The organism is Halobellus marinus, from assembly GCF_032113415.1.
Taxonomy (GTDB): Archaea; Halobacteriota; Halobacteria; order Halobacteriales; family Haloferacaceae; genus Haloquadratum; species Haloquadratum marinus.
In genome coordinates this window covers 3506012-3530354 of sequence record NZ_CP134946.1, presented here as the reverse complement: position 1 = coordinate 3530354, position 24343 = coordinate 3506012, and the positions used below count along the sequence as shown (strand labels likewise).

The following is a 24343-nucleotide window of genomic DNA, read 5'->3' as shown; positions in this document are numbered from 1 at the left end:
CGGTTTGGAGAGATTAGGCCTCCGGAATCCCGTTCTCTACTCAGAGACTGTCATTTGAGTGTCTCACCCGGAGTCGTTACTATTTTCGCTAGTCTCGATTGTCGTGACTTCTCCCAGTCGGGCTGTTGTCTCTTCATTTGTTTGGTCATATGCTGATGCTACTGGCTGATCCCAAGACCGGGGGGCGTCTTCCTCGGCGCTAATCACGATGTGACTAGTTGAGAGGTCGTTTTGCTCGACCGTCGTGCGGGTGAGTTCTAAATAGACTGCGAGGTATCCGGATTCCATAAAACCCTGATTCAGTTCGCACTTCTGGCGGGCAGTATCAATGACAGTCCCTTCGTATCGATAGTCATCAACGATGGCCGTGATGGCATCCCCGACGTCGAGGTCGGTTAGTTGCTCCCCGAGCGCATTGCTCATACGCGAGATACGGACGCGATGAATCAACAGTGTAGGGGGTGAATCATCCCTACTGGACTCCCCTCAAGCCAAACAACCAACAGGGCCCAATTTGATAATGGGGTATGGAAACACGAACCGTTTCCTTGGATTCGCTGTTCAAGGACGGCCTCTTCGACATCCCCGGGTACCAACGGAGCTATTCATGGGAGCGATCACAACTTCAGGATCTCTTCGAGGACTTACTGTATCTGCCCGAAGACACGACGCACTTCTTCGGAAACGTAATTCTCGATAGTCAGGACAGACAATTTCGCACGGACCGTGGTCGCCGATTTGAGGTCTTCGACGTTGTCGATGGCCAACAACGGCTGACATCAGCGCTGCTGTTCCTCTATGTGGCCTCCGAATACGATGATGTCGTCGCGGAGACGCTGGCGGAAGACAATCTTGTCTTTCCGGTGACTGAACGACCGCGACTACTTCCGCAGGATCAGGATACGGAGTATTTCCGGGACTGTCTGTTCGGGAGCGCGGATATCGAGACGAAGACGCCGTCGCAGAATCGCCTCCGGGCGGCCTACGAGTACTTCGAGAGCGAGTTTGCAGACCTCCCGGAGGACACGTCGGTACGTGACCTAGTAGAGCGGTTGCGGTATGATGTTCGCGTTAATGTCGTTGAGATTGATGCGGAAGCTGAGGCAGCGTCGATTTTCGAGAGCCTGAACGACCGGGGGAAGCCACTTTCTACGCTCGACAAAACGAAGAGCTTCCTCATGTACATGGATGACCGGTCGAGCGAGACGGGAGCGCTTGAGACCAAAATCAAGCAACGGTTCGGGAGTATCTACCGCGAGTTGTTCATTCTCTCGACCGGGCACGAACGTGTCGGTGACTTCGACGAGGACAGCTTCCAGCGCTTCCACTGGGGGATGTACGATGGGTACGACTCCGATACGTATTTCCAGAGCTTCGAGACGCTGAAGACGCGCCTCCGGGAGCAATACCGGGCTGGTGACTACGAGGCGGTGCAAGAGGAGATCGACAGCTACGTGCAGGATCTACGAGAGGCAGCATCGGCGTTCGCGGCTATCTTCGAGCCGGACAAGCATTCCGCGGAGGTTGAAGCGTCGTTGCGCCGGCTCTTGGAACTCGGTCGGTTAGCGAATATCTTGCCCGTGCTCATGGCGTCGTATCTGCGATTCGGTGATGAGGACGAGAAGCTGACTGCGATCATTGATGCGTGTGAAACGCTCGTGTTCCGGATGTACGCGATTGATAGCCGCCGGGCCGATACAGGTCGTGGCCGGTTAGTTCGTCTCGCTCACGATATTCATACGAAGCCATCGCTGGACCACGAAGACATCGTGTCTCGACTGGACGCGATTACGAATCGGTATACGTCGGATGAACGGTTTGAGCGGAATCTCCGGGACCCCGAATTCTATCAGACGAACTCCAGCCAGGATATCAAGTACCTCCTCTATTATTACGGCCAACAACTGGAACAGGAGATCGGCGAGGAGGTGCTCAAGAATCTCGCACAGATTCTCTCGAGTGAATTCTCGGTTGAGCACATCTTAGCGCGGCAACTTGACGACGCGTATATTCCCGCTGATCTGGAGGACGAGTTCGACGACTACGTGCATCGATTGGGGAATCTGACGATCGCCAGTCGGTACTGGAATAGCTCGTACGGGAATCTCCCGTTCGACGAGAAGAAGCACGCCGGCGAGGGACGAGAGAAGGACTACGCGTCGTCAGCGCTCCGCGTCCAGCGCGAACTGGTCGAGTACGATCAATTCGACAGGGCGGCGATCCAAGAGCGGCAGAATGCGCTTGTCGAATTTGCGCTTCAGGAATGGGCAATCACGCCCCCGGAACCCGAAGAACCGGAAGCTGATCATCCCGAAGAGGTGGCTGGGCACGTTCCGTCTGATTTCTTCGAGCGGTTGACAGCGAAGCAGGATGCCTTCCTTCGGATCTTGTGGAGCGAAGACGATTGGGTTCGTAATGAGGAAATCCTTCGCCGGATGGAGGAGGAGTACGGACTCTCAACGAATGGGAGTGGCACGACGTCAGGTCTCTTAGCCGGACTAACTCGGAAGCATTCAGAGGAGTTCCGCCGGTCGATTATCAAGGCGAACTGGGCGGATGACCAGTACCAGTTCCGGTTAAATCTTGACGACGAGCAAGAACAGCTGTTCACCGAAGCCTTCGGTGAACGGTAATAGCGACATCGGTGCAGCACCTCGTTAGTACCAGAGATTGAGACTATCAGTGACCGGAAACTCGGTGTGTGCGTCGTCGTGCTATACTCTCACAGCTACATAATCCGGGCGAAGGAGTACCGGTAGCCCAGGGAAAGTAGATAGACCTGTGACTAATCGGTGTGTATGTCCTGCTGCGGAAGCGTCACTCGTCTGTGTTGAGTTCGTACGTCAGGACATCGGCAGCTGCAATATCTACGTCTCGTTCCGCGAGAACCGTGTCTTGCTCCTCTTCTGTCATTGCTCCCCAGCTGATCGTGCCGTCCTCCATTTGGTGCTTGTCAAGGATGTCGTTATACGCCTCGAGGGGCTCACGGCTTGAGAGCGCGTGAACTTGGTATCCGTCTCGGTGTCGTTCTTGTACGACAAGGAGCAAACGCCCGTGGTTGTCGGTTGTGGGGCTGATTTCGGCGTACTGTTCTGGAGGAATATCTTGTCTCTGCGTCATGGTTGGAGGGGGTTGTTGTGTTAGTCTCGTGCCGTGGCGCGTCCCGAGGGTGACCTGGGTCGCGGCCGCGGGTTCACGGACCACCGGGACGTGAGTGTCCCGGAGCGTCACTCTTCGACGCTGTACTCGTCGGGGATTACGCTGCGTGGGATGACCATCATGTCCGCGGTAGCGGTGCTGAGTCCGTGTTTGCGCGCTGTGGCGTTGTGAGCGAGCCGCATCGCATCGACGGCCTCCTGACTTGCATCAACTTGGTCCTTGCATACGTCCCAATCATCGGGGTCCACGCTCACGATGGCGATGTCGTCATCGACGTGCTCCGGGTCGGTCCAGCTGAGGAGTTCGCCGACACCGTCGGCGATCCATTCGGCGACCGCGTTCGCGGCGCCCTGCATTCGCGTCGCCTTGATGTGTCCTGGTTTTACGTCCGTGATTTTCCGGGTAGGGATTGGTTGTGGTGCGTCGGTTGGGTGGATGTCACCCCGAGAGTTGGGTTGGCTCATTACATTCTATCGTAGTCCACCCGAATGTAAATACCTTTGTCGGACCTACCAAAGGTTTAAATAATTTCTACCAATTAAATACCCATTGGTAGATTAGACAAAGGTCTGCGAAGCCGGTCCATACTAATAGATATGCCAGAACGAAAACGAGCAGAAAGCGGAGAGTACACTCCTGAATACGATGACGAAGACATCCTCCAGTTACTCCCGGAGGACGACTACGTCACGATCCCGGGGCTACTCGACGGGGCGGATATTCCGAGAAGTACCTTGAACTATCATTTGAATCGGTTAGCTGAGGAGGGGAAAGTGATCAAGCGGAAGCCGAGTTCGAACGTCGTCCTCTGGTCGCGCGCGGAATGACCGACTACGCATATGTAAGACAATCGTGAATAATCTTATTGTCAATCACGGTGGCACGTCTAAACCAGAATCGTAGCATAAAACGGTTGCCGACAAAACCATCACACACGGAGCACCCCCAGTATGGACTTTGACCCCGCCGACTTCGAGGGTAAATCAAAACGCGATATTCTCCATAACCTCGTCGAATACGTCGTGAAAACCGACGAGGATATGGATGAGAAAGAAACACGGAGTGGGGGAGATACCGACCTTAATATCTATCTCTGCGACAACCAAGGATTCGAGATTGGGGACCTCGATTACTGGGTGCACCAACTCACCGAGGACGACCGTATCACCGGTCACGCTGCGAACTTCGCCAAAGAACACACCTTCTCCGAGGATATCGCCGATGACGATATCTCGATCGTCACCATCACTACCCCGGAGAAAGGTCGTGAAGACGAATTCCTCTTCGTCACCACGAACGGGCCGAGTGGAGAGGAAGACTATCTATGGGTTCTCACAACCGTACATTCCGATTGGCGAGACAAAACCATCGAACGGCTGTTAGACTATTTGCCAAGCATTGAACGCCTCTACCTCTCAGCAGACGACCTTGAGGACCTCACCGGCGATATCAGCGATTCACGCGTGTCCGGATTTACCGCGAAGTACCACGCTCCGAACCGGGAACGCGATGCAACACTTCGATTCACCGGCGCCGAACCGGGTGACTTAGAGAAAGCTGAGGAAGCGTTCGATGCGAAGCCCACACGCATCGACTTTGACCAAACGAACTCTCCGAGCACGGCGATACAGGGAGCGAACACAAACAACGGCCGGATCTCGATGCGCTCCGTTCGAGACGGGTCAGAACCGAAGGCCGTCGAAACCTTGCTCGGGATTACAGAAGGTTACCAGGAACTTGATCGTGCGCGTTTCGACGTCGAATTCCCGCCAGAACTCGACGCGCTGGATAACGGGTTCTCCGTGAATGGATTCACCGCTGTGGAGCTCACCAATCCGGATCGGGACGATGCCACGCCGGAAGAGCTCGTTGAGGAGCTTGAGGCACGCGTACTGAACGGGAACCGGTACCGGCATGGTATCCGGGATGGCGGAACGAAACTCCGCGTGTGGGACACTGAGCACGACGAGACATTCGACGTCGCTCTAGAGCCACCAGATATCGTGTTGTATGCACGTGATTCGACAACCGCTCTGAGTCTTCGTGAATTCGTGCGCGAAGTCTACGAGGAGCTTGATTCGACGTACTCGCTGCAAAAACGGCAGAATCCGGTGGCCGTCCAGTAGATATGACGATGACAGCTGGGGAGCGGCAACGGCGCGAAGTAAACACCTACAACCTGTTTTATTCAGCTGTCACCGCGCGTGCCGACCCCCCACTGTCGTCTCGCGGCGTCCGTATTCCGGTGATGTTCCCTGTCTTCGAAGACGAATCCGAAGGACGTGATATCGAAGCAGAGCCAGATATCGTGTTGTACGACGGATCAACGTGTGCGCTGTGCGAAATCAAGAGCGGGCACAATATCAATGAGCGCGATATCAGGCAGATGAAGGAGTGCGACAAGGTGACGATCGAGACCGCCGAGGAGGAACTGAAGAATGCGCAGGTCCGGGAGAAAACGGAATATGACGGCTCTGTGACCGCGGTGGAGTCAGTGATTGTCTACCAGGATATGGACGAGGAGTTCGTGGAGGAGACGCGGAGTGAGTCCGCGGATTTCCGTGACGCGCTTACCCGAGTCACCGAACACGCTGTCTTGATGACGCAGGATTACGGCGGTGACCTTCGGGTGCTCGCTGGAGAGTTCGACGACGATGGTGCGATGCAATCAGCGCTTCGCGCCGGTGTCTCGCTCCCGGAGAATCCGCCGGATGAAATTATGCTCACGGAGGGGATGGAACCGGAGATTCTGGCGGTTGCTGTGACGGATATTTGGGGTGAGCAGGCGTTGGATCACGACGATGGCGTGGTGGTTTCGCGGGAAGAGATACGTGACCATTTCGCGCCGCGGCATAACGTGAACCCCGGTGATTTAGACTTAGTCTTTGACTTTCTGGAGGATATCGATGCGTGCGAAGAGATTGGAACGCATCGATATGAATTCCGACGGGAACACATGGGCGCGATTCTTGGAGTAGAAGAAATGGTGATGGAGCAGCGCGTAGAGGATTACTTCCGAGAGGATGACCAAGAGACGTTCGAGTCGTTCACCGACGAAAATGAGGGAGGTGCTGGGTAATAGCGGCTATTTTGGTCGTAGGTCGCGCCAGCGGAAATCCATCCGGTCACCATTCTCGACTTCGACGCGGTATAGCACGTCGTCGCGCTCGTCTCCAGTCTCCTCGCCGGCGTCATCTCCGAGGACTTCCACGACCGTCGCGTGCCGCCCGTGCCAGCGGTCAAAGTCAGGGTCCGTCTCATCGGGAATATCGACTCGAACCGTGTCACCCTCAGAGAATCGCTGCATACGCGTACGGTGGCAGGCGGGGTCCTAATCGTCACCGGTCGAGATTGTCGTGTAGCCGGAAGAGCGGCTCAATGTCCGCGCGGATGTAGTTCTCCAGAGTATTCCGCAGTTGTGGTGCTCTGTCTCCGAGGTCAGCGAGCCCGCTGCGATGCGTGAGCCATTTCTGCGCCAGCCGCGGGATGTCACCATTCCCAATCGTTTCCCCGTTCCAGCTGAATGCGGGCGGTCGGGCGCCGGTGTGCTCTTCGACGGCGTCCTCTAGGGACATACGGTAGCCGTGTTGGGAGATGATGTCGTGCATCAAATCGCGGTGATACGACGGGCGCTGAAGCGCAACGTGGACGGCTTCCGGGAGGGTCTCGTCGCCGACTGCATCGGCGAGAATCTGTGCACGGCCGCGGATGTGCCGCAGATCAAAGTTCACACCGTTGTACGTGATTAGTTCGTCGGCGTGACGTTCGGTGAGCCAGTACACGAGCTCGCAGAGAAGTTCGTATTCATCCCCGTCTTCGATGCCGGAACGCCAAAGGACGTCTATTTCGATGTCGCTGTCGGGTGTGAGGCGATGCCCAACGCCGACCGCAACGAGCTGGAAGTCCCGCGAGTCCATGAAATCGACGTTTTCCCCGTCACCGAGGTTCGGGCTGATCGTTTCGATGTCGAGCGCTACTGTCCCTGTCATAGCGGATCACCAAAGTCGCAGGAATCTCTCACTTATGAACGGTTGGCATTTCGGGCGGCCCCCGGTCACGGCTACGGATGCTCAACGACTACGACGCGCCGATCTTCGCCTTGGTATTGGTCGCGTGCGTGGTCGAATGCGACGGTCGGATCAGACTCGGCGACGCGGCGCGCTGCGTGCAGGTAGATGCGGTGCGTCCACGAGCGGGCGTTGGCCCAGATTTCGCGGTCGGTGCAGAGATTCTCCCATTCGGGGAGGGGGAGGACGTACACGAGCATACCGTTATAGTAGGCGACGGGCCCGGTTGTGTCGAGTTCATGGAAGTCGCGCTGGAAGGCATGGTGGATTCGCGCGACGGCTTCGCGGAGTTCGTCGCGGCCCTTGCGTCCGGGGTTTTCGTCGTAGGCGTCGAGCGTAGCAGCAACGGCATTGTCGAGTGGTCCGGGGATGCCGTGGTCGTCGAGTGCTTTTCCGGAGTTTCTATCGCGCTGCATAGGTCCGTCGACGGGACAGGTTATGCGTAGATATGAACGCTCGGAGTTTCGAGAGATCCTCTTGTACTTGACGACTGGTGGATCGTGGCCTAATTTGCTCTGAAGGAAACACTCCCGACAGAAGACAGGGGTGATACGGCTAACTTCGAGTGGTTTCACTTTCAGCGCGGTTGGCTGGCCTATTTATCCCAGCCGGTACAAGTCCACATTCAGAGGGTGCAAACCCTCAACAAGTCACACGCTCGTTCCCTCTCTACTATCCAGAGGCTAAACATGGCAGCAACGTCCCCATCCGCAACAGATCTCGGAACATGCCCCGACTGCGGCGAAACAATCCGACGGATTGACGTCCTCATTGAATACGAGACAACGGACGGACAGCCCGCTGTCTGGGCAGAATGCCCGAACTGTAACACTGTCGTCCACCCAACCTGACGGCTATCGTTCACACGATCGTTCCCGCCGGTCGGAGCAGTGACTTTCTCCACGCGATGCTCGACTTCGTAGGCCAGGTGTGCACAGCGCGCTCCCCCGATTGCGACGACTGTCCGTTACGGCGACACTGTGAGTTCCCGAATCCCACTGGAGATGTCCCTGCGCGCGAGTGATGTTTATTTAATCCCCAAGACTGGTGCCAGAACGTCTGCATAACTTCAGTCATTCGTCAATAACGCCTCTGCGGACTCGAGTTCCGCGTAGAACCCCTCTCCTCAAATTTCATTACGTGGACGGCACTCATTTGAACCGATGAAGGCTATCGACCTCTATCTGCGCCCCCTGAGCGATTTTCATACGGGGACACTACCGTACGTGGAAGAGAAAGCAACGAGCGTCGAGGAGATAGAGGTCGAAACATCGGAAATTAGCATCGATCAGCAGAGCGAGATCCCGCTCAAAACCCCCGATGGAATCAAAAACCAAACCGTCCCCCACTCAGACCGCCACTGGTGGGCTGTCGTAGCAGAGGGGTGGTTCGATCACCTTGATAAGCCACTCCGACACTACGGCGACATCGTCGATTTCGTCACGACGTTGAATCTCTGTACTGACGACCCTGTAGTCTTTGCTCAGAATCCGGGGCGCGTTGTCAGCGGATATCACGAGGTCGATGAACGCGGTCGGTTCAATTACAAGGACCATCTTTCAGCGGGGGCATTGGGAATCCAGTCCGCACTGACGAAGGAGGTCCCCGACCGCGTTACGATCACTGGCGACGTTCCGAACGTCTACGAAAGAGTCCGTGCAGTTCGGGAGTCCGAAGCCGCATCTAATCCACAGGTCGATATGATGATAGCGCTTCATATGTACGACGACGCCCTGACCGGAACGCGGTGGACCTGTATTGCGAACCTCTTCTACGTCTGCGAGAATGTCTTGTGTTCCGGTTATAGCACGAGTCCCGAACACCGGATCGTAGAAGAAACTGATCTCGATCACGACGAAGCGGAGGCGTGGGGCAGTATGGTTAATCGACTGAAACACCCAGATACACCTAGCGACTCGGAAGAGCCCCCGACGACGTTACTGGAGATGATTGACGAGGGAACTTCCATTCCAACAGTTGCTAAGATGCGGCGTGCTGCGAACGCGGCACTGACCGCGAATATGAACGAGTAGCAGTGAGGTATCGAGAAAATATGTTTACAGAGCGTGTGTCTTCTATACTTAACAGCCCTGTACCTGATTTGTAATCGAATTGGTCACCTCAACAGAAGTATCACTCTTTTCTATGAATCTGTCTTCGAGTTCATTCAATTTCTGCCGAGTGGATCGAAAGTCGGTCCAGATATCCTCCTCGGGAACATTCAGTGTCGCCCCGCACTCGTCGCAGGTGCCATCTTCCCGAGCGATACCGACAGCACAGTTGGGACAAGATGCTTGGCGCGTAACCCCAAGTATGTCTATGATTTCTTCAGTTTGCTCAAGCCATTCAACGGCAAGTTCTAGTAGCTCCCTGTGGATACTGACGTAACGTTCGACGAGTTCCGCTAGTTTATCGTCTCGACGGTATAGTGGTTCGAAGTTCTCGAGTTGATTGAGATTCGACTTCAGCCGCGGGCTCCCCTGACGAAGGCTTTCTGCGTGTTCAGACAGTTTATCGAGCGTCCTCTCATCAGGTGCAACAGTCACGCCGTCAAGTGTTTGTGCTAATGTCGTCAGGTCATCAAAGAACTCTCCGGCTACTCTTCCCATGATATTGAGCGCTTCCTGTGTATCAGTGGCCTCAGCAACGGACTCTCGTGTGGATACAGTAGGAGCATCTGCCTCCGTGTGGATTGCTCGATGACAATGTTCGCACAAAGTAACAAGATTGGAAGTAGCGTGGTTGCCGCCACTATTAATCGGTACTATGTGATGCGCGTGCAATTCGGTGTCGCCCTTAGGTCCGCCAGATTGTCCACAGTTTGCGCACGTAAAATCATCCCGCCGATAGACACGTTTCCGGCGTTGATCCCAGTCGCTTGGATACCTTTCAGACGACATATGTTGTTTCTAGATTTAGATTATGTCTACTTCTTGCGGTTCAATGATTCGAACCAATTGTATGATTTCATGCGGGGAAAACCCCCTATATCGGTTATGCTGTTTGCGTCAGTATTGATTCCATCTGCTTGTGATGGCAGGACGCACTCACAAAGAGGTTGGGGCACCACACAGGCGTTATTACGACTCCGCGAAAATCACGGCCTATGAATATTGACTCAGCGGTTGAACGATTGCGAGCGGCGGAGAGGGATATGAGGGAAGATCCGCCGGAATCTATTGAACACAAAGACTCTGTTCTCGACGAATACCGCCCTCTCTTCCAGTCTGAGGAGATCGGGAGTCTCACCGAACAGGAGTTCAAAGAGTTCCTCCTATACGAGAACAACCGTCACTGGACCGGTCTCCATCGGAAACGCTCCATGATGACGGAGGACATGGAACAGCTCAGAGACGGATTGCAGACGCTCATAGATGAGGAGCAAGATCTTTCGTCGCGTGTCCAGGCCACCAAGGAGAAAGTCGATGGCATGGGGAAAGCGACGATCTCTGCGATTCTCGTGACTGCCTATCCCGGGAAATACGGTGTCTGGAACAACCGCTCGGAAGAGGCTCTCAAACAGTTGGACATCTGGCCTGATTTCGAGTACGGGAGCGATTTCGGTCAGCGATATGAGCGAGTGAACGAAGTTCTACTGGGCCTCAGCAATGAATTAGACCTCGATCTCTGGGATCTCGACGCGCTCCTCGGATATCTTGTAGAAATTGAGGAGGACCCCCGCGAGATGCGAGAGGATACGGAATCTACTGGAGAATTCGTCAAAGAGCGGCACCTCCAACAGTATCTCGTCAATCACTGGGATCAAATGGAACTCTCCGAGGAGTGGGAGATCTATAGCGATGCGGACGATCCAGAAGCCGGGGTCGAGTTCTCAACCGGTATCGGCCGACCGGATATACTGCTCGTGCATACGTCGAAAGAACTTGTCTGTGTCCTCGAATTGAAGAAAGGCAGTACCAGTGATCGAGCGGTGGGCCAACTTCTGCGTTATGTTGGCTGGGTTGATGAGCACCTCGAAGATCTGGAAGGCGTGAGCACTGACGCCGACGTTGAGGGGCGGCTCGTCGTGAGTGAACCATCGGAGAAACTCGAATATGCGATTTCCGCGGTTCCTGAGTTAACGATGTATGAATACGAGATGGAGGTCATTCTGAACCAACCGTCCTGGTGAACCGTTGCAATATTAGGGATCAGAATGTGATTGCGTGCCTTGTTGCTGAGTTGCTCCGGGATCGTACCCTGCGTCTTGTAGGTGGGTGAGGGCGTCGTTGATGGTTTCGAGCGTGTTGAGGAGGTTTTCTGTCGTACGGCCGCTGCTGAGGAAGTCGTTGCTGTCGGTGTTTTCGACGAGGAGGTTTGCGTGTGCGACGTCGTTGCGGAGTTCGGTCACTCCGTGGAGCCGAGACTCGGCAGCGCCTTTGGTGGAGAAGCCGCAGGTTTCCCAGCAGGCTTCGACACTGGTGACGATGGTTTCGAGGGTCGAAAATTGTGCGTAGTGGATTTCGTCTAAGGCGACGTTGGCGGCTTCCGCGTCTTCGTATCGGTCTTTGATGCCGTCGAGTTCCTCTGGCGTGACAGGGGCTTTTTTCCAGTCGGGCTTTTGATCGATGATGAGTTCGCGGAGGTGTTCTTCGAGGTAGGTGATGCGGTCAAAGAGGTAGATGCGTGCCGGGGAGGTGTTGAGGTCGGCTCGAGTGAGGATGCCGGTGACGTGGTTGTGGCCACCGAGGAAGTAGACAGGGTGCTCGATGAGGGCATCGAGGACGGCGGGGAATGCGGCGTCGCCGCTGATCATGTAGTCGATGGTCAGCGGGGTGATATAGTCGTCGAGGGTATCGCCGTCGTCGTCCGTGGTGACGTCGTCTGTGTGCAGGAACCCGACTGGGTCGTCTGCGTCGTAGATGGGGGCAGCGTCGTAGCCGTTCTCATCGAGCCACGCGGCGGCGACGTCTGGTGATGTGTCGCGGTCGAGGGACTCCACCGAGTGCGTGGCGAGTTCGGCCGCTGTGCACTCATACAAATCGCGGGGCATACCGACAGGTGAGGCGGCTGGGATGGTCAAGCTGTGGGAGCGAGAGCCGTTGGAGTCGAGAAGCATAGGGGCTATCCACCACAGGTTTAATGCGTGATGAGAATATATTTACTTTTAGTTATGCTCGAAGGGCATTTCGGGTCGGCGGGGGCGAGTATCGACTACGGGAATGCGGATGGGCTATTCCCCGTCGATGAACTCGATGCAACCGTGCTCCAGCATCGTGATGCCCAGCTCGCACTCGACGACATCGATGCCGCAGACGTCATCGTTATCGCCCCGACGAGCCTCGCTACCAGTTACTTCCTCACTCAGCACGCACTCACTGCGATTCTCGTCGATAGTCTCCCATCGACGGTTCAGGCACAACTCGGCGAGGAGGTTGAGGCTTCCCTCGACACTTACGACCTCATTCAGATCGGGAAGTGGAACACTGACAGCCCGAACCACTCAATTGCCGAATTTACAGACGCCTGACCTACGGTCACACTCGACAGTATCAGGAGTTCCCGTCATCAATAGTTTCCTCGCTCTCTGGGACAGCATTCGTTTCCTCAAGAACGTCCGGTTGGGAACCGCCAAGAGCATAGTTCTTCGTTCCGTCATTTTCTGCTGCCGTCAAGAATTATGACCCGACTGATCGGAGACGTCTTGACTTCGTTGCCTACGCCGACTGTCTATGTATACTATTTCTACATAGTATCCCGATGATGCGCCAGATGTTCAACTGACCCGGAGACGGGCCACCTTTTTCGACCGTCGAACGTCGGTAGATCGCCCATCGATTCCGAGCAGCCCCAGCCTCGGCGATCGGATCGCCGCCGAGAACCACCGTGTTTTTGCCCGCTGGTCTGGTAGAACCCACAGACCGAATGGCCCGATACCACATCGAGACGTACGGCTGTACCTCCAACCGCGGCGAGAGCCGGCAGATAGAGAGCGCGCTCCGCGATGCCGGCCACTACCCCGTGGAGGGACCGGAGGATGCCGACGTCGCCATTATGAACACCTGCACGGTGGTCGAGAAGACGGAGCAGAATATGCTCCGCCGGGCCAAAGAACTCGAATCTGACACGGCAGATCTCATCATCACCGGCTGTATGGCGCTCGCGCAGGGCGAGGAGTTCCGCGAGGAGGAAATCGACGCGCAGATCCTCCACTGGGACGACGTGCCCGCAGCGGTGACGAACGGCGAGTGTCCGACGCCCGGTCCGGGGACCGAACCCGTCTTAGACGGCGTCGTCGGGATCCTGCCGATCGCCCGCGGCTGTCTGTCGAACTGCTCGTACTGCATCACGAAGTTCGCGACCGGCCGCGTCGACTCCCCGCCGGTCGAGGAGAACGTCGAGAAGGCCCGCGCGCTCGTCCACGCCGGCGCGAAGGAACTCCGAATCACCGGCCAGGACACTGGTGTGTACGGCTGGGATACGGGCGAGCGGAAGCTCCCCGAGCTGCTCGATCGGATCTGTACAGAGATTGACGGCGACTTCCGAGTCCGACTGGGGATGGCAAACCCCGGTGGTGTCCACGGGATCCGCGAGAAGTTGGCTGATGTCTTCGCCCGCCACGACGAACTGTACAACTTCATCCACCTACCAGTCCAGTCGGGGTCGGACGAGGTGTTAGAGGAGATGCGCCGGCAGCACCGCGTCGAGAAATTCAGGGAGATCGTCGAGACGTTCGATTCGCGGCTGGACTACTGGACGCTCTCGACCGACTTCATCGTGGGGTTCCCCACGGAGACCGCCGAAGATCACGAACGGAGTATGGAGCTATTCCGCGAAATTCGACCGGAAAAGGTCAACATCACGCGCTTCTCGAAGCGCCCCGGCACCGACGCTGCCGACCTGAAGGGTCTCGGTGGAACGGTGAAGAAAGAGCGCTCGAAGGAGATGTCCGACCTGAAGATGGACGTTGTCGCCGAGGCCTACGAGTCGATGGTCGGCGAGACCCGCCGGGTGATGGCCGTCCGGGAGGGAACCGGCGACTCGATGAAGTGTCGCGACGGGGCCTACCGGCAGGTCATCGTCCGAAACGCGAGCGACCACGGGATCGATCCCGGGGACTTCCTGACCGTCGAGGTGACGAGCCACCAGACGGTCTACGCGTTCGGCGAGCCGCTCGAGTCAGTCGCGTCCGCGTCGGCATCGGCTACCTCCTCGTCTGCGGCGGACGGGGAGACGGAGTCGGCCGCCGTCGAGCGCCCGTCGGTGGACTCCGACTGAGAGACGTCGCCGCGATCCCGCGCGATGGCCGTGCCGATGAGCCGATCGGCCTCCGAATCCTCCTTCCACTCGCCGAGTTCCTTCGGATCCACGTGGACGAACACGTCGTCGATCTCCGGCATCTCCCGGATCGACTCGACGACCGCGGATTCGATGTCGTGGGCCTCGAAGAGGGTCATATCACCCTCCACCTCGATGTGGAGGCTCACGTCGACCTCCGGCCCGACGTAGTGGGCCACGACGTCGTGGGCGCCGCGGACCTGTGGGTGTTCGAGCGCGCGTTCGAGGATCTGAGAGCGGAGCTCCTCCGGCGGCGCCGCGCCGACGAGGTAGTTCACGTTGTCGCGGACGATCTCGTAGCCGGTGTAGAAGATGCCGATGGAGACGACCCCGGCGGCGATCGGGTCGAGGATCGGTGCGCCGAAGGAGGCACCAAGCACACCGACGAGCGCCGCACCGGCGGTGAGGATGTCGTTGCGGTTGTCCAAGGCAGCGGCGACGACCGCCGGCGAGTGCCGTTCCTCGCCGACCCGGAGACAGTACCGATAGAGGCCGTACTTCGCGACCGCTGTCCCGGCCAAGACGGCCACGCCCGCCACACCCGCCTCGACGCCGTAGGTCCCGTTCAGCACCGAGGTGACGGCGTTCCAGAGGACGGCCGCGCCCGCGGCGAAGACGCCGACAGCGACGAAAAGCGAGACGAACGGTTCGATCCGCTCGTGGCCGTGGGGGTGCTCGAAGTCCGGCGGCTGGGTCGTCAGGTACAGCCCCGCGAGGATCACGAGGCTGTAGACGGAGTCGGCGAGGCTGTTGACCGCCTCCGACCCGACAGCGAGGCTCCCGGTGACCCACCAGACACCGCCTTTCGCGAGCACGAGCGCCAGGTTGACTGCGAAGATGACCGCGCCCACGCGGCGCACGACGCGCCTCCGGTCGTCGCTCATCGTCCGAGCGTACCGCTCCCAGGGCTAAGGCGCTTCGGTCGCGAGACGAGTACTGGTTAGTTTGGAGTGAAGTCGTGGAATGAGGGACAGGTATGTCCTCGGAAGCCCCCGCTCGCTCGACTCGGGGCGCTCGGGGCGCTCGCTGCGCTCCTCGCTCACTCCGTTCGCTGCGGTGCTTGCATCGCGCGCCGTCGTCGAGCGAGCGGCCCCTTCCATTCCCGCCCGGGCGGTTCGTCGACAGCCGTCGCTTGCCGAGGCTGATCCCGCACCGTCGGATCCGTATATTTCGTGGCGTACAGTCGGCACCCGCGTCGACGACGCCCCCTCGCAGCGTCGTCGCCATCGATCCCGCGCCGACGTGCCGAACAACCGCGGCCCGACGCGGGGTTGTCGTCAGATCACGGAGCATCTGGGCGCGGATTCGTATATAAACCTCGGGCTAAGGGGAACGGTGAGCTAAAGCGTATTTTCCAGAGATGCCTGCCGACTCAGCCGTCGAGATCGAGTCTGACTGCCCGCTCCGGGTCAGCGTCCTCGCTCGTCGCAGTCGCCGTCGGCAGTCCAGCGAACGCCTCGTGGAGGCGATCGTAGGTGTCTTCGAGCGCCTCGACGATCACCTGCGTCTCGCCGATCACGGGCATAAAGTTCGTATCGCCGCTCCAGCGCGGCACGAGGTGGGTGTGGACGTGGTCGTCGATCGACCCGCCCGCGGCGTCGCCGCCGAGGTTCTCGCCCGCGTTGATGCCATCCGGGCCGAGTGCGGCGTCCAGCGCGTCGATCGTCGCGATCTTCAGGCGGGCGTGATCCAGCAGTTCGGCGTCCGAGAGCGTCCCCCACTCGCCGGTGTGCTGGCGGGGGATGACCATCACGTGCCCGGGGCTGTAGGGATAGTTGTTCAAAATCACGAACGAGTGCTCGCTGCGGGCGACGATCCGGCTCTCGCGGTCCTCGTCGCGTTCGGGCAGCACGCAGAACGGACAGCCCTCGACGTTCTTTTCTTCGGGGTCGCGTTCGACCCACTCGATCCGCCAGGGTGCGAATACCTGCTCCATCGGCTATGCGGTCAGGATCTCACAGCCGTCTTCGGTGACCACGACGGTGTGTTCCGCCTGGGCGACGAGTTCCCCGTCGTCCTCCTTTAGCACCGGATACCCGTGAAGGACACCCTGCTGCGACAGGCGCTTGACCGCCATCTCCGCGCGCCCCGACTCCAGCCAGCGGGCGGCGAAGGGCAGCGTCCGGTACTTTTCGGTCACCTGTTCGAGGACCTGGCGGGCGGCCCGGTTCCGGACCGACCGGTCGTTTTCGAGGCTGTAGATCTCCTCCTTCGAGCCCTCGGTGACCTTCCCGCGGCCGGTCGTCGCGAACGGTTCGATCGCGACCACATCGCCGACTTCGAGTTCGACGCCGCGGTCGGTCCCGCGGTTCGGGATCGTCGGCCCGGTGTGGGCGTCCCACTGGGCGACGCCGTGGCCCGAGAGGTTCAGGATCGGCGTGTAGCCGTAGCCGCGGATCACGTCCTCGATAGCGGCGCCGACCTCGCCGGTCTCGACGCCCGGGGCGACCGCATCGAGCGCCGCGTCCAGCGCTTCCTCGGCGGCCTCCACGAGTTCGGGGTTGCCGGAGAGGTCGACGGTCACGGCGGCGTCGGCGATGTAGCCGTCGATGTGGACGCCGCAGTCCAGACAGACCATCTCCTCGCCGAACTCCGTGTCGTCGTCGCGCCCGGGCGAGGCGTGGGAGGCTTCCTCGTCGACGCTGATGTTCGCCGGGAAGGCGGGGCCGTCGGCACGGTCGTAGATCTGCTCCTCGGCGAACTCCGCGACCTCGAGGTGGGTTGCGCCCGGTTCGACCAGTTCGGCCGCCTCGTCGAGTACCTGCCGGAGAACCGACCCGGCCTCTCTGTACTTCTCCATCGTCTCCTCGTCGAGAGGTCCGTCGCTCATACCCGGATAGTCGGTCGAACGGCCCAAAGAGGTTCCGAAGGAGCCGTTGCCGTGCAGTAATGCGATCGAGGAGATCACCGCCTTACTCGGCGACGCTCGCGACGAGTTCGCGGAGGTACTCGATCTCTTCGGGAAAGATCCCGTGGCCGCGGCCGCTGTAGCGATCGAAGCGCACGTCGGCGTCAAGCCGCTCGAAGACGTCGACGGTCTCCTCGGCCCGCGACATCGGGATATGTGAGTCGTCGTCGCTGACGCCGAGGAAAAATGGCATTCCGTCGACGTCGCCGTCGTAGTCGAACTCGCGACCTTCCTCGCCGATCAGTCCGCCCGAGAGGAGAACGACGCCGCCGTACCGGCGCGGATCGCGCGCGACGAAGTCGGAGACCAGACACGCGCCCTGCGAGAAGCCGACGAGGATGACCTTCTCGGCGGGTAGCCCGCCCGACCGCGCTTCCTCGACCGCGCGGCCGAGATGCGACAGTGCCGAGTCGAGATGCGGCTGGTTCGCGTCGGTCGGCGCGAGAAAACGGTTAGGGTACCAGGTGCCGCGCTGTGCCTGCGGCGCGGCGTAGTGGACTCCCTCGCGATCGATCTCGGTTGCGAACTGGAGCATCCCGTCGGCGCGGGCGCCGCGGCCGTGGGCGAGCACGACCGCGAGGTCGGCCTCGTCCGGCGCGGCGCCAGCGGTTCGAATCGGCTGATCCCCGTGAGGGTCGTCGCCTCCGGGCATCCGATGGCTCATCGGTTCTTCCCCCCGTTGAGCGCGGTCGTGGCGCTCGCGGCGGTCGCCGATTCCTCGTCCGACGCGACCGTATCGCTCGCCGAAGCCGCCGCTTCACCGTCCGGTGCGTCCGTTCCGGGGTCGGCATCGACACCGGACTCGGGCGGATCGAGCGACGGCAGCGCGGCCTCGATCCCCTCACGTTCGTCCGCCAGCCACTCGGGGAGTTTGAGTGCCGAGCCGAGCGCGTCGACGTCCTCGTCGACAGTGAAGCCCGGCCCGTCGGTCGCGATCTCGAAGAGGATCCCGCCGGGCTCCCGGAAGTAGATCGACTGGAAGTACTGCCGGTCCTTCTGCGGTGTCACGAACTGGCCGGCCTCCGAGAGGCGGTCACGCCACTGCAGTTGCTCCGTTTCGTCTTCGGCACGGAACGCGACGTGGTGCACGGTACCGACGCCGGGACGGCCCCGCGGCGGGTGCCGGTGGAGGACGTCGACGACGGTTGCGTGATCGCCGGCGGCGACGTAGCGGACCCGCTCTCCACCGTCGTCCTCGCTTCCGACGCGGTCGAAACCGAGGATGTCGAGCACGTTCGCGGTCGCCTCGGGCTTCGCGGAGTGCAACGTGACGCCGAAGAACCCGCGGATCGCCCGGTCGTCGGGTACGGGGCCACCGGTCCAGGGCTCGATCGGCAAATCGTCAGGGTCGGTCTCGACGAGTTCCAGGGGCTGGCCGTCGGGATCCTCGAACGGCAGCACGCCCGCGCCGAAGCGCGTCAGGCGGTCGCCGACGGTCGCCGGCGAGGCTGCGAGCCGTTCGCTCCAGTAGTCGAGGCTGCCGTCGGGGACGGCAAAGGCTGTCGCGACCGCCTGTCCCCGGCCGGGGCGTCCCGGTCGTGCTCCTGCGAAGGGGAAGAAGGTGAAGGCGGTGCCCGGCGAGCCCGTCTCGTCGCCGTAGTAGAGGTGATACGTCGTCGTGTCGTCGAAGTTGACCGTCCGCTTGACGAACCGCAGGCCGAGTGTTCCGGTGTAGAAATCCAGGTTCGCCTGGGGGTCGCCCGCGACGGCCGTAACATGGTGGAGTCCGTTGGTTTGCATTGTTGGTAGAAGGCGTAATCGTAGTAACGCTCTGTTACCTACTATAGAGGCGAAACCATTTGTAGGTTCGCGGACGAAGGAGTCACCAGGTGACATCAGTGCCCCCAGAGACGTCCGACGTCGACGACGCGTGTTCGGTGATCGACTCGCTGGAACAGATCGGCTCGCAGTGGCGGCTGATCGTCCTCCACGACCTCCAGGAGGGCGAAAAGCGGTTCAACGAACTCAAACGCTCGACGGACGCCAGTTCCCGGACGCTCTCCCGCGTCCTCGACGACCTCCAGGACCTCGGGTTCGTCAACCGGCGGCTGGAGGAGGACGCGCCGGTCGCGACGTTCTACTCGCTGACGCCGAAGGGACGGTCGCTCTGCCCGGTGTTCGACGAGATCGAGGAGTGGGCCGACGAGTGGCTGGAGGCGACGCCGACGGGCGAGGATCCGGCCTCCGTCGCGACCGACGGCGGCGCTGAAGGTGATTCGTCGGCCGCAAGCGACGCCGAGGAGTGAGTGCCCGGGCCGTCGGAGAGCTGTTTTTCCGCCGATCGTGCCGGCGCTGCTCAGACGCCGTCGACGAGCCGCTGTAGCTGCTCGGGCGGCACGGCCCCGCGGGCGGCGCGGCCGTCGTAGACGAACGTGGGCACGCCCGTAATCTTCGCCTCACGGGCCTCGCGGAACTGTTCTCTGAGCGCCGCCCGGCGTTCCTCGTCCGCGAGGGCGTCGCGGACGTCAGACTCGTCGACGCCGACGTCGTCGGCGAGGTCGACCAGCACGTCCGCATCGCCGATGTCGCGGCCGTCGTGCCAGAGGGCCGCGAAGACGGCCTCGTCGAAGTCGAGCCAGGTCTCGTGATCGTATTGCTCCCGGACCGCGACCGAGACGAGCTGTGCGGGCAGGGAGTCGACCTCGGTCGCGAGGTCCAGTTCCATCTCGTCGGCGCCGTACTCCTCCTGCAGGCGCCGGACGTTCTTTTTCGCCTGCTCGTAGTACGACTCGTCTTTCCCGTCGTCGACGTCGTGGTCGATCGTGCCGTCCGGGTTTCGCTTGCCCGCACGGAGATCGTAGGGCTGCCAGTCGATCCGCAGTTCTTCCTCGCGTCCGTCCTGGTACTCCGCGAGCGATCGTCGCCCGAGATAGCAGAACGGACAGACGTAATCGGAGTAGATCGTGATCCGCTCGGTCGTCGACTCCGCGTCGGCGTCAGTCATCATCTCCCCGAAGGGGACCTGCGCACAAGAACCCCACCCGTCATACTGATTACTCTCACTTTTTACCGCCGAGCGCCATCCCCGGTGGCGGCGCTCGGCGGGAAGAGACGAGAGTAATCAGTATCAGTGTTCGTCCCGGACACGACCGGCGCGGTGTCGGCAGAAGCGTCAAAACCTCGCAGGCTGCCGCAAGAATTGCGCGCGCTCGGAGCGATAACGGCAGTAATTTAGTGCCGGTGCGGAAAGAGCCGGATGTTTATGAGCTACGACCAGATCGAAGTCCCCGACACAGGGGAGAAGATCACGCTCGCCGACGAGGAGACCGGGGAACTCGACGTGCCGGACACGCCGATCATCCCGATCATCCACGGGGACGGAATCGGCACCGACGTCGGCCCGGCCGCACAGAAGGTTCTCGACGCCGCCGCGGAGGCGACGGGCCGCTCTGTCGCGTGGATGCGCCTCTACGCCGGTGGGTCTGCTCGGGAGAAGTACGGCGAAAACCTCCCCGAGGACACGGTGCAGGCGATCCGTGAGCACCGCGCCGCGATCAAGGGGCCGCTCACGACGCCGGTCGGCGCCGGCTTCCGCTCGCTGAACGTCGCGCTCCGCAAGAAACTCGACCTCTATGCGAACGTTCGCCCGACCTATCACATCGACGGCGTTCCCTCGCCCGTCAAGAACCCCGGCGAGATGGATATGGTCACGTTCCGGGAGAACACCGAGGACGTCTACGCCGGCATCGAGTGGGAGGCCGGCACCGACGAGGTCCAGCAGGTAAAGCAGTTCGTCGAAGAGGAGATGGGCGAAGACGACGTGATCCACGACGGCCCCGTCGGCATCGGCGTCAAGCCGATCACCGAGTTCGGCACGAAGCGGCTGGTCCGTGAGGCCATCGATTACGCACTCGAGAACGACCGCGACACCGTCACGCTGGTCCACAAGGGGAACATCATGAAGTTCACCGAGGGCGCGTTCCGCGACTGGGGCTACGAGGTCGCCGACGAGGAGTACGGCGACGACGTGATCGTCGAGGACGAACTCTGGGAGGAGTACGACGGCGAGGCGCCCGAGGGGACGCTCGTCGTCAACGACCGCATCGCGGACAACATGCTCCAGCAACTCCTCACCCGGACGAGCGAGTACGACGTCATCGCGACGATGAACCTCAACGGGGACTACATGTCCGACGCCGCCGGCGCGCAGATCGGTGGTCTCGGCATCGCGCCGGGCGCGAACTACGGCCAGGGTCTCTGTCTGGCCGAGCCGGTCCACGGCTCCGCGCCCAAGTACGCGGGCGAGGACAAGGTGAACCCGACGGCGATGATCCTCTCGGGCCGGGAGCTGTTCGAGTACCTCGGCTGGAAGGACGCCGGACAACTCATCCGTGACGCCGTCGAGGAGACCATCTCCTCGGGGGAGGTCACCTACGACCTCCACCGACAGATCGAGGGCGGCACGAAGCTCTCGACCTCCGAGTTCGCCGAGGCGGTCGTCGAGAACATTCACGGTCTGGCCTGATTACTCGGGCGGCCCGGCAGGCCGCAGTGTTCTCCCGGATCGACTCATACTGTCGGCTGTCCCTATTTCAAGATATTCGCGACCCCGGGATCGCGAAATTCTTCACAGACCGACAGCCGACAGTATCACTTTTTTTGCCGCCGTCGCAGACGTACACGTATGGATTTTCCCGACGCCGAAACGGTCGATGCGGCGCTTCCGGACCCGCCGCTGCCGACGTTCGCGAGGGTGACCTACGATCCGGACACCCCGGAAGTGGACGACGTACGCGGTGCCAGCCGCGACGCGGTCGGGTCCCTGCCGCTCTCGGAGGTCCCCGCGGGCGGCACCATCGCCGTCGGAGTTGGCAGCCGTGGCATTCACGACATTGCACTGATCGCCAGGACCGTCGTCGCGGAGCTTTCGGCAGCCGGGTACGATCCGGTGGTCGTACCGGCGATGGGGAGCCACGGCGGCGCATCCGCCGAGGGACAGCGGCGGACGCTCGCGGGGCTCGGGCTCACCGAGGAGACACTCGGCTGCCCCATTGACGCCCGGATGGATACCGTCACCCTCGGCACGACTGATCGCGGTCAGTCGATCCCCATCGCAAAGGCGGCGCTGGAAGCCGACGGGATCGTGGTTATCAACCGCGTGAAGCCTCACACGAACTTCTCCGGAACGCTCGAGAGCGGCCTCTGCAAGATGCTCACCGTCGGGCTGGGCAAACAGGCTGGTGCACGGGCGTTCCACGAAGCGGCGATAAGCCACGGCTACGTCGAAACGATCGAGCGTGCGCTCGACGTGGTTCGATCGAACGCCCCCGTGATCGGCGGGGTCGGGATTGTCGAGAACTTCCACGATCGGCCGGCACACATCGAGGGCATCCCTGCTCCGGATCTGCCGGAGACCGAGGCGGGCCTCCTGCGGCGGGCGAAAGAGTACCTCCCGACGCTGCCGTTCGACGACCTCGACGTGCTTGTCGTCGAGGAGATCGGCAAGGACGTCTCAGGCTCGGGGATGGACACGAACGTGGTCGGCCGGTATCGGGTGCTGAACGCGGTGGAACCGGGGTCACCCGACATCGATCGGATCGTCGCGCTCGGGTTGACCGACGCGACCCACGGGAACGGTCACGGGATCGGACTCGCGGATCTGACGACGACCGACGTCGCCGCGGAGCTGGATCTCGATCAGATGTACACCAACGCACTGACGAGCGGGTCGCTCTCACGATCCGCAATCCCGGTTGCGCTCCCGTCTCCGTCCCACGCTCTCCGGGCCGCAGTCGGTTCTCTCGGTCAGTACCGTCCCGACGAGGCGCGACTCGCGTGGATTCAGGATACCGCGCGTCTGTCGTCGTTTCGGGTGTCGGAGGCACTCGTTTCCGAAGTCGGGGAGGCAGTCACGATCGATCAGCGCGAGAAACTTACCTTCGAGGAAGGCGAGGCAGCGTTCGTTCCGGTCGAGAGCTAACCGCGTGTGTGACACACGGGGTCCCCGGAGCCGAAGGTTCAAATCCGATGCCGCGGAACCAACGGGTATGTACGCCGTCGTCGGGTGCAGCGACTGCGAGCACCTGTGGCTCCTGAAGGATGCGCGGGCCGCCGAGACGGCTACGTGTCCGCGGTGCGGGAAGACGCACCGGACGAAGAAGCTCCGGCGGTTCGTCGAGGACGAAGACCGGGAGGCCGCCCGGCAGGCGCGGGCCGCGCTGCTCGCGAAACGCGGCGGCAACAGCGAGGCGTTCGCGGAGACGGCCCACGTCGCGGAGATGGAACGGGAACTCGACGAGCGCGGCGTCGACGACCGGGAGTACCTCGACGGCTCCGGCCTCGATCCCGACGCGGTCGAAGCCGCAGGCGAACGCGCGACGAGCGGACAGCCGAAATCGAAGAGTCGCAAAGAGATCGTCCGCGAGGCAGTTCGCACCCAGGAGTCACCGACGACGGAGTCGATCGTGGCCTACGCCGAGGAGCGCGGGGTCCCGGCCGAGAACGCACAGGACCTGCTGACGAAACTGACACGCCGCGGCGAGGTATCGGAGTCGAACGGTACCTATCGGTTGCTCTGATCAATGACTGGACAGCGACCCGTCCGCAATTCGGAACTCGTGGGCACGCTCACACGCGCCGTCGCCATCGGGTGCTTTGGAGCCGGTGCGATCGCGGCGGCAATCACCCAACAGCTCGTGCTCGCGGGCGCCGCGTTCCTCGCCGGTCACACCATTCTTGCGACCGTGGCGATGAGCGCGGACCGACGGCGTCGCGGCGTCGGCCTCTCTCTGGCCGGCGTCGGCTGGCTCTCGCTGTCGGTCGGGCTCGCTGCGCAGCGGGGAGCCGACGTGGCCATCCCGGAAACACCGGCCCTGCTCGTCGGGGGCGTGCTGGTCGCTCTCGGAACGATGCTCGTCGTCGGCGAATCGGGCGGAGGTACGGAGCGGGACGTCGACGAGCGTGTCGAATAGGGGCACGACGGCTGCTGAGG

27 protein-coding genes and 2 pseudogenes are annotated in these 24343 nt (G+C 60.8%); 15 read left to right on the top strand and 14 right to left on the bottom strand.

What is annotated here, in order from left to right; translation table 11 throughout:
• Positions 1–63: 63 nt before the first annotated feature.
• The gene (locus RJT37_RS17525) at positions 64–423 is read right to left on the bottom strand and encodes a hypothetical protein (RefSeq protein WP_313686488.1); all 360 of its coding nucleotides are present in this window, start codon (positions 421–423) and stop codon (positions 64–66) included.
• 104 nt (positions 424–527) lie between these two features.
• Here RJT37_RS17525 and RJT37_RS17520 point away from each other — a divergent pair, with 104 nt between their 5' ends.
• Positions 528–2633: a DUF262 domain-containing protein gene (locus RJT37_RS17520; protein ID WP_313686486.1), complete on the top strand. Its 2106-nt coding sequence runs from the start codon at positions 528–530 to the stop codon at positions 2631–2633.
• Between the two features lie 594 nt (positions 2634–3227).
• Here RJT37_RS17520 and RJT37_RS17515 read toward each other — a convergent pair.
• Positions 3228–3623: a hypothetical protein gene (locus tag RJT37_RS17515; protein WP_313686484.1), complete on the bottom strand. Its 396-nt coding sequence runs from the start codon at positions 3621–3623 to the stop codon at positions 3228–3230.
• Positions 3624–3755: 132 nt separating this feature from the next.
• Between RJT37_RS17515 and RJT37_RS17510 the strand changes: the two genes are divergently transcribed.
• The 3 genes from RJT37_RS17510 to RJT37_RS17500 all read left to right on the top strand — a co-directional run bounded on the left by RJT37_RS17510 (position 3756) and on the right by RJT37_RS17500 (position 6238).
• Positions 3756–3986: a winged helix-turn-helix transcriptional regulator gene (locus RJT37_RS17510; protein WP_313686482.1), complete on the top strand. Its 231-nt coding sequence runs from the start codon at positions 3756–3758 to the stop codon at positions 3984–3986.
• Between the two features lie 123 nt (positions 3987–4109).
• On the top strand, positions 4110–5285 hold the full coding sequence (locus RJT37_RS17505; RefSeq protein WP_313686480.1) for a hypothetical protein: 1176 nt from the start codon (positions 4110–4112) through the stop codon (positions 5283–5285).
• 2 nt (positions 5286–5287) lie between these two features.
• The gene (locus RJT37_RS17500) at positions 5288–6238 is read left to right on the top strand and encodes a hypothetical protein (RefSeq protein WP_313686478.1); all 951 of its coding nucleotides are present in this window, start codon (positions 5288–5290) and stop codon (positions 6236–6238) included.
• Between the two features lie 6 nt (positions 6239–6244).
• On the opposite strand, the gene RJT37_RS17495 is transcribed toward RJT37_RS17500, so the two are convergent.
• The 3 genes from RJT37_RS17495 to RJT37_RS17485 all read right to left on the bottom strand — a co-directional run bounded on the left by RJT37_RS17495 (position 6245) and on the right by RJT37_RS17485 (position 7642).
• Complete coding sequence (locus RJT37_RS17495) at positions 6245–6466, bottom strand: DUF8139 family protein (protein ID WP_313686476.1); 222 nt, start codon at positions 6464–6466, stop codon at positions 6245–6247.
• Positions 6467–6497: 31 nt separating this feature from the next.
• Positions 6498–7148, bottom strand: a complete 651-nt coding sequence (locus RJT37_RS17490) for a ribonuclease H-like domain-containing protein (protein WP_313686474.1) — start codon at positions 7146–7148, stop codon at positions 6498–6500.
• A 71-nt stretch (positions 7149–7219) separates the two neighbouring features.
• Positions 7220–7642, bottom strand: a complete 423-nt coding sequence (locus RJT37_RS17485) for a hypothetical protein (RefSeq protein ID WP_313686472.1) — start codon at positions 7640–7642, stop codon at positions 7220–7222.
• Between the two features lie 273 nt (positions 7643–7915).
• On the opposite strand from RJT37_RS17485, the gene RJT37_RS20810 reads away from it, so the two are divergent.
• The 3 genes from RJT37_RS20810 to RJT37_RS17480 all read left to right on the top strand — a co-directional run bounded on the left by RJT37_RS20810 (position 7916) and on the right by RJT37_RS17480 (position 9259).
• The gene (locus RJT37_RS20810) at positions 7916–8077 is read left to right on the top strand and encodes a DUF7837 family putative zinc-binding protein (RefSeq protein WP_465260722.1); all 162 of its coding nucleotides are present in this window, start codon (positions 7916–7918) and stop codon (positions 8075–8077) included.
• A 56-nt stretch (positions 8078–8133) separates the two neighbouring features.
• Positions 8134–8250 carry a hypothetical protein gene (locus RJT37_RS20725; RefSeq protein ID WP_390209143.1) on the top strand — a complete coding sequence of 39 codons (117 nt, stop codon included), beginning with the start codon at positions 8134–8136 and terminating at the stop codon, positions 8248–8250.
• A 139-nt stretch (positions 8251–8389) separates the two neighbouring features.
• A complete protein-coding gene (locus RJT37_RS17480) occupies positions 8390–9259 on the top strand; it encodes a hypothetical protein (RefSeq protein WP_313686471.1) in 870 nt (289 codons plus the stop codon).
• 48 nt (positions 9260–9307) lie between these two features.
• On the opposite strand, the gene RJT37_RS17475 is transcribed toward RJT37_RS17480, so the two are convergent.
• Both RJT37_RS17475 and RJT37_RS20555 read right to left on the bottom strand, forming a co-directional pair.
• Positions 9308–9835: a hypothetical protein gene (locus RJT37_RS17475; protein WP_313686469.1), complete on the bottom strand. Its 528-nt coding sequence runs from the start codon at positions 9833–9835 to the stop codon at positions 9308–9310.
• Between the two features lie 120 nt (positions 9836–9955).
• Positions 9956–10126, bottom strand: a pseudogene (locus tag RJT37_RS20555) (HNH endonuclease); the annotation flags it as partial.
• Between the two features lie 206 nt (positions 10127–10332).
• On the opposite strand from RJT37_RS20555, the gene RJT37_RS17470 reads away from it, so the two are divergent.
• A complete protein-coding gene (locus RJT37_RS17470) occupies positions 10333–11358 on the top strand; it encodes a PDDEXK family nuclease (protein ID WP_313686467.1) in 1026 nt (341 codons plus the stop codon).
• 12 nt (positions 11359–11370) lie between these two features.
• Here RJT37_RS17470 and RJT37_RS17465 read toward each other — a convergent pair whose 3' ends face one another.
• On the bottom strand, positions 11371–12219 hold the full coding sequence (locus RJT37_RS17465) for a CBS domain-containing protein (RefSeq protein ID WP_313686465.1): 849 nt from the start codon (positions 12217–12219) through the stop codon (positions 11371–11373).
• A gap of 120 nt (positions 12220–12339) precedes the next feature.
• On the opposite strand from RJT37_RS17465, the gene RJT37_RS17460 reads away from it, so the two are divergent.
• Together RJT37_RS17460 and RJT37_RS17455 are read left to right on the top strand one after the other, a co-directional pair.
• On the top strand, positions 12340–12696 hold the full coding sequence (locus RJT37_RS17460; RefSeq protein ID WP_313686463.1) for a DUF8165 family protein: 357 nt from the start codon (positions 12340–12342) through the stop codon (positions 12694–12696).
• 395 nt (positions 12697–13091) lie between these two features.
• Positions 13092–14444 carry a tRNA (N(6)-L-threonylcarbamoyladenosine(37)-C(2))-methylthiotransferase gene (locus RJT37_RS17455; RefSeq protein ID WP_313686461.1) on the top strand — a complete coding sequence of 451 codons (1353 nt, stop codon included), beginning with the start codon at positions 13092–13094 and terminating at the stop codon, positions 14442–14444.
• 140 nt (positions 14445–14584) lie between these two features.
• On the opposite strand, the pseudogene RJT37_RS17450 reads toward RJT37_RS17455, so the two are convergent.
• From RJT37_RS17450 to RJT37_RS17430, 5 genes and pseudogenes are all read right to left on the bottom strand, one after another.
• A pseudogene (locus RJT37_RS17450) lies at positions 14585–15388 on the bottom strand (cation diffusion facilitator family transporter); the annotation flags it as partial.
• A gap of 488 nt (positions 15389–15876) precedes the next feature.
• On the bottom strand, positions 15877–16440 hold the full coding sequence (locus RJT37_RS17445) for an HIT family protein (protein ID WP_313686459.1): 564 nt from the start codon (positions 16438–16440) through the stop codon (positions 15877–15879).
• Positions 16441–16443: 3 nt separating this feature from the next.
• On the bottom strand, positions 16444–17334 hold the full coding sequence (gene map / locus RJT37_RS17440; protein ID WP_313686457.1) for a type II methionyl aminopeptidase: 891 nt from the start codon (positions 17332–17334) through the stop codon (positions 16444–16446).
• Between the two features lie 82 nt (positions 17335–17416).
• Positions 17417–18064, bottom strand: a complete 648-nt coding sequence (locus RJT37_RS17435) for an alpha/beta hydrolase (RefSeq protein WP_313686455.1) — start codon at positions 18062–18064, stop codon at positions 17417–17419.
• 8 nt (positions 18065–18072) lie between these two features.
• Positions 18073–19152 (bottom strand): ring-cleaving dioxygenase, encoded by a 1080-nt coding sequence (locus tag RJT37_RS17430; protein WP_313686453.1) that lies wholly within the window; start codon positions 19150–19152, stop codon positions 18073–18075.
• A 98-nt stretch (positions 19153–19250) separates the two neighbouring features.
• Here RJT37_RS17430 and RJT37_RS17425 point away from each other — a divergent pair, with 98 nt between their 5' ends.
• Positions 19251–19658, top strand: a complete 408-nt coding sequence (locus tag RJT37_RS17425) for a winged helix-turn-helix transcriptional regulator (RefSeq protein WP_313690038.1) — start codon at positions 19251–19253, stop codon at positions 19656–19658.
• Positions 19659–19708: 50 nt separating this feature from the next.
• On the opposite strand, the gene RJT37_RS17420 is transcribed toward RJT37_RS17425, so the two are convergent.
• On the bottom strand, positions 19709–20359 hold the full coding sequence (locus tag RJT37_RS17420) for a DsbA family oxidoreductase (protein ID WP_313686452.1): 651 nt from the start codon (positions 20357–20359) through the stop codon (positions 19709–19711).
• Positions 20360–20614: 255 nt separating this feature from the next.
• Here RJT37_RS17420 and icd point away from each other — a divergent pair, with 255 nt between their 5' ends.
• The 4 genes from icd (at position 20615) to RJT37_RS17400 (ending at position 24323) form a co-directional block, all read left to right on the top strand.
• Complete coding sequence (gene icd / locus RJT37_RS17415; RefSeq protein WP_313686451.1) at positions 20615–21877, top strand: isocitrate dehydrogenase (NADP(+)); 1263 nt, start codon at positions 20615–20617, stop codon at positions 21875–21877.
• A gap of 159 nt (positions 21878–22036) precedes the next feature.
• Positions 22037–23332, top strand: coding sequence for a nickel pincer cofactor-dependent isomerase, group 22 (locus RJT37_RS17410; protein ID WP_313686450.1), 1296 nt, complete (start codon positions 22037–22039; stop codon positions 23330–23332).
• 67 nt (positions 23333–23399) lie between these two features.
• Complete coding sequence (locus RJT37_RS17405; RefSeq protein ID WP_313686448.1) at positions 23400–23930, top strand: DUF5817 domain-containing protein; 531 nt, start codon at positions 23400–23402, stop codon at positions 23928–23930.
• 3 nt (positions 23931–23933) lie between these two features.
• On the top strand, positions 23934–24323 hold the full coding sequence (locus tag RJT37_RS17400; RefSeq protein WP_313686446.1) for a hypothetical protein: 390 nt from the start codon (positions 23934–23936) through the stop codon (positions 24321–24323).
• The last annotated feature ends 20 nt before the right edge of the window (positions 24324–24343 follow it).

Bases quoted from the DNA above. Each gene is read 5' to 3' on its own strand.
- RJT37_RS20810 (WP_465260722.1), top strand. From the start codon at position 7,916: ATGGCAGCAACGTCCCCATCCGCAACAGATCTCGGAACATGCCCCGAC.
- RJT37_RS17460 (WP_313686463.1), top strand. From the start codon at position 12,340: ATGCTCGAAGGGCATTTCGGGTCGGCGGGGGCGAGTATCGACTACGGG.
- RJT37_RS20725 (WP_390209143.1), top strand. From the start codon at position 8,134: ATGCTCGACTTCGTAGGCCAGGTGTGCACAGCGCGCTCCCCCGATTGC.
- RJT37_RS17430 (WP_313686453.1), bottom strand. From the start codon at position 19,152: ATGCAAACCAACGGACTCCACCATGTTACGGCCGTCGCGGGCGACCCC.
- RJT37_RS17515 (WP_313686484.1), bottom strand. From the start codon at position 3,623: ATGAGCCAACCCAACTCTCGGGGTGACATCCACCCAACCGACGCACCA.
- RJT37_RS17485 (WP_313686472.1), bottom strand. From the start codon at position 7,642: ATGCAGCGCGATAGAAACTCCGGAAAAGCACTCGACGACCACGGCATC.
- icd (WP_313686451.1), top strand. From the start codon at position 20,615: ATGAGCTACGACCAGATCGAAGTCCCCGACACAGGGGAGAAGATCACG.
- RJT37_RS17500 (WP_313686478.1), top strand. From the start codon at position 5,288: ATGACGATGACAGCTGGGGAGCGGCAACGGCGCGAAGTAAACACCTAC.
- RJT37_RS17420 (WP_313686452.1), bottom strand. From the start codon at position 20,359: ATGATGACTGACGCCGACGCGGAGTCGACGACCGAGCGGATCACGATC.
- RJT37_RS17505 (WP_313686480.1), top strand. From the start codon at position 4,110: ATGGACTTTGACCCCGCCGACTTCGAGGGTAAATCAAAACGCGATATT.
- RJT37_RS17400 (WP_313686446.1), top strand. From the start codon at position 23,934: ATGACTGGACAGCGACCCGTCCGCAATTCGGAACTCGTGGGCACGCTC.
- RJT37_RS17520 (WP_313686486.1), top strand. From the start codon at position 528: ATGGAAACACGAACCGTTTCCTTGGATTCGCTGTTCAAGGACGGCCTC.
- RJT37_RS17410 (WP_313686450.1), top strand. From the start codon at position 22,037: ATGGATTTTCCCGACGCCGAAACGGTCGATGCGGCGCTTCCGGACCCG.
- RJT37_RS17480 (WP_313686471.1), top strand. From the start codon at position 8,390: ATGAAGGCTATCGACCTCTATCTGCGCCCCCTGAGCGATTTTCATACG.
- map (WP_313686457.1), bottom strand. From the start codon at position 17,334: ATGAGCGACGGACCTCTCGACGAGGAGACGATGGAGAAGTACAGAGAG.
- RJT37_RS17405 (WP_313686448.1), top strand. From the start codon at position 23,400: ATGTACGCCGTCGTCGGGTGCAGCGACTGCGAGCACCTGTGGCTCCTG.
- RJT37_RS17510 (WP_313686482.1), top strand. From the start codon at position 3,756: ATGCCAGAACGAAAACGAGCAGAAAGCGGAGAGTACACTCCTGAATAC.
- RJT37_RS17435 (WP_313686455.1), bottom strand. From the start codon at position 18,064: ATGCCCGGAGGCGACGACCCTCACGGGGATCAGCCGATTCGAACCGCT.
- RJT37_RS17445 (WP_313686459.1), bottom strand. From the start codon at position 16,440: ATGGAGCAGGTATTCGCACCCTGGCGGATCGAGTGGGTCGAACGCGAC.
- RJT37_RS17495 (WP_313686476.1), bottom strand. From the start codon at position 6,466: ATGCAGCGATTCTCTGAGGGTGACACGGTTCGAGTCGATATTCCCGAT.
- RJT37_RS17470 (WP_313686467.1), top strand. From the start codon at position 10,333: ATGAATATTGACTCAGCGGTTGAACGATTGCGAGCGGCGGAGAGGGAT.
- RJT37_RS17525 (WP_313686488.1), bottom strand. From the start codon at position 423: ATGAGCAATGCGCTCGGGGAGCAACTAACCGACCTCGACGTCGGGGAT.
- RJT37_RS17490 (WP_313686474.1), bottom strand. From the start codon at position 7,148: ATGACAGGGACAGTAGCGCTCGACATCGAAACGATCAGCCCGAACCTC.
- RJT37_RS17455 (WP_313686461.1), top strand. From the start codon at position 13,092: ATGGCCCGATACCACATCGAGACGTACGGCTGTACCTCCAACCGCGGC.
- RJT37_RS17465 (WP_313686465.1), bottom strand. From the start codon at position 12,219: ATGCCCCGCGATTTGTATGAGTGCACAGCGGCCGAACTCGCCACGCAC.
- RJT37_RS17475 (WP_313686469.1), bottom strand. From the start codon at position 9,835: ATGGGAAGAGTAGCCGGAGAGTTCTTTGATGACCTGACGACATTAGCA.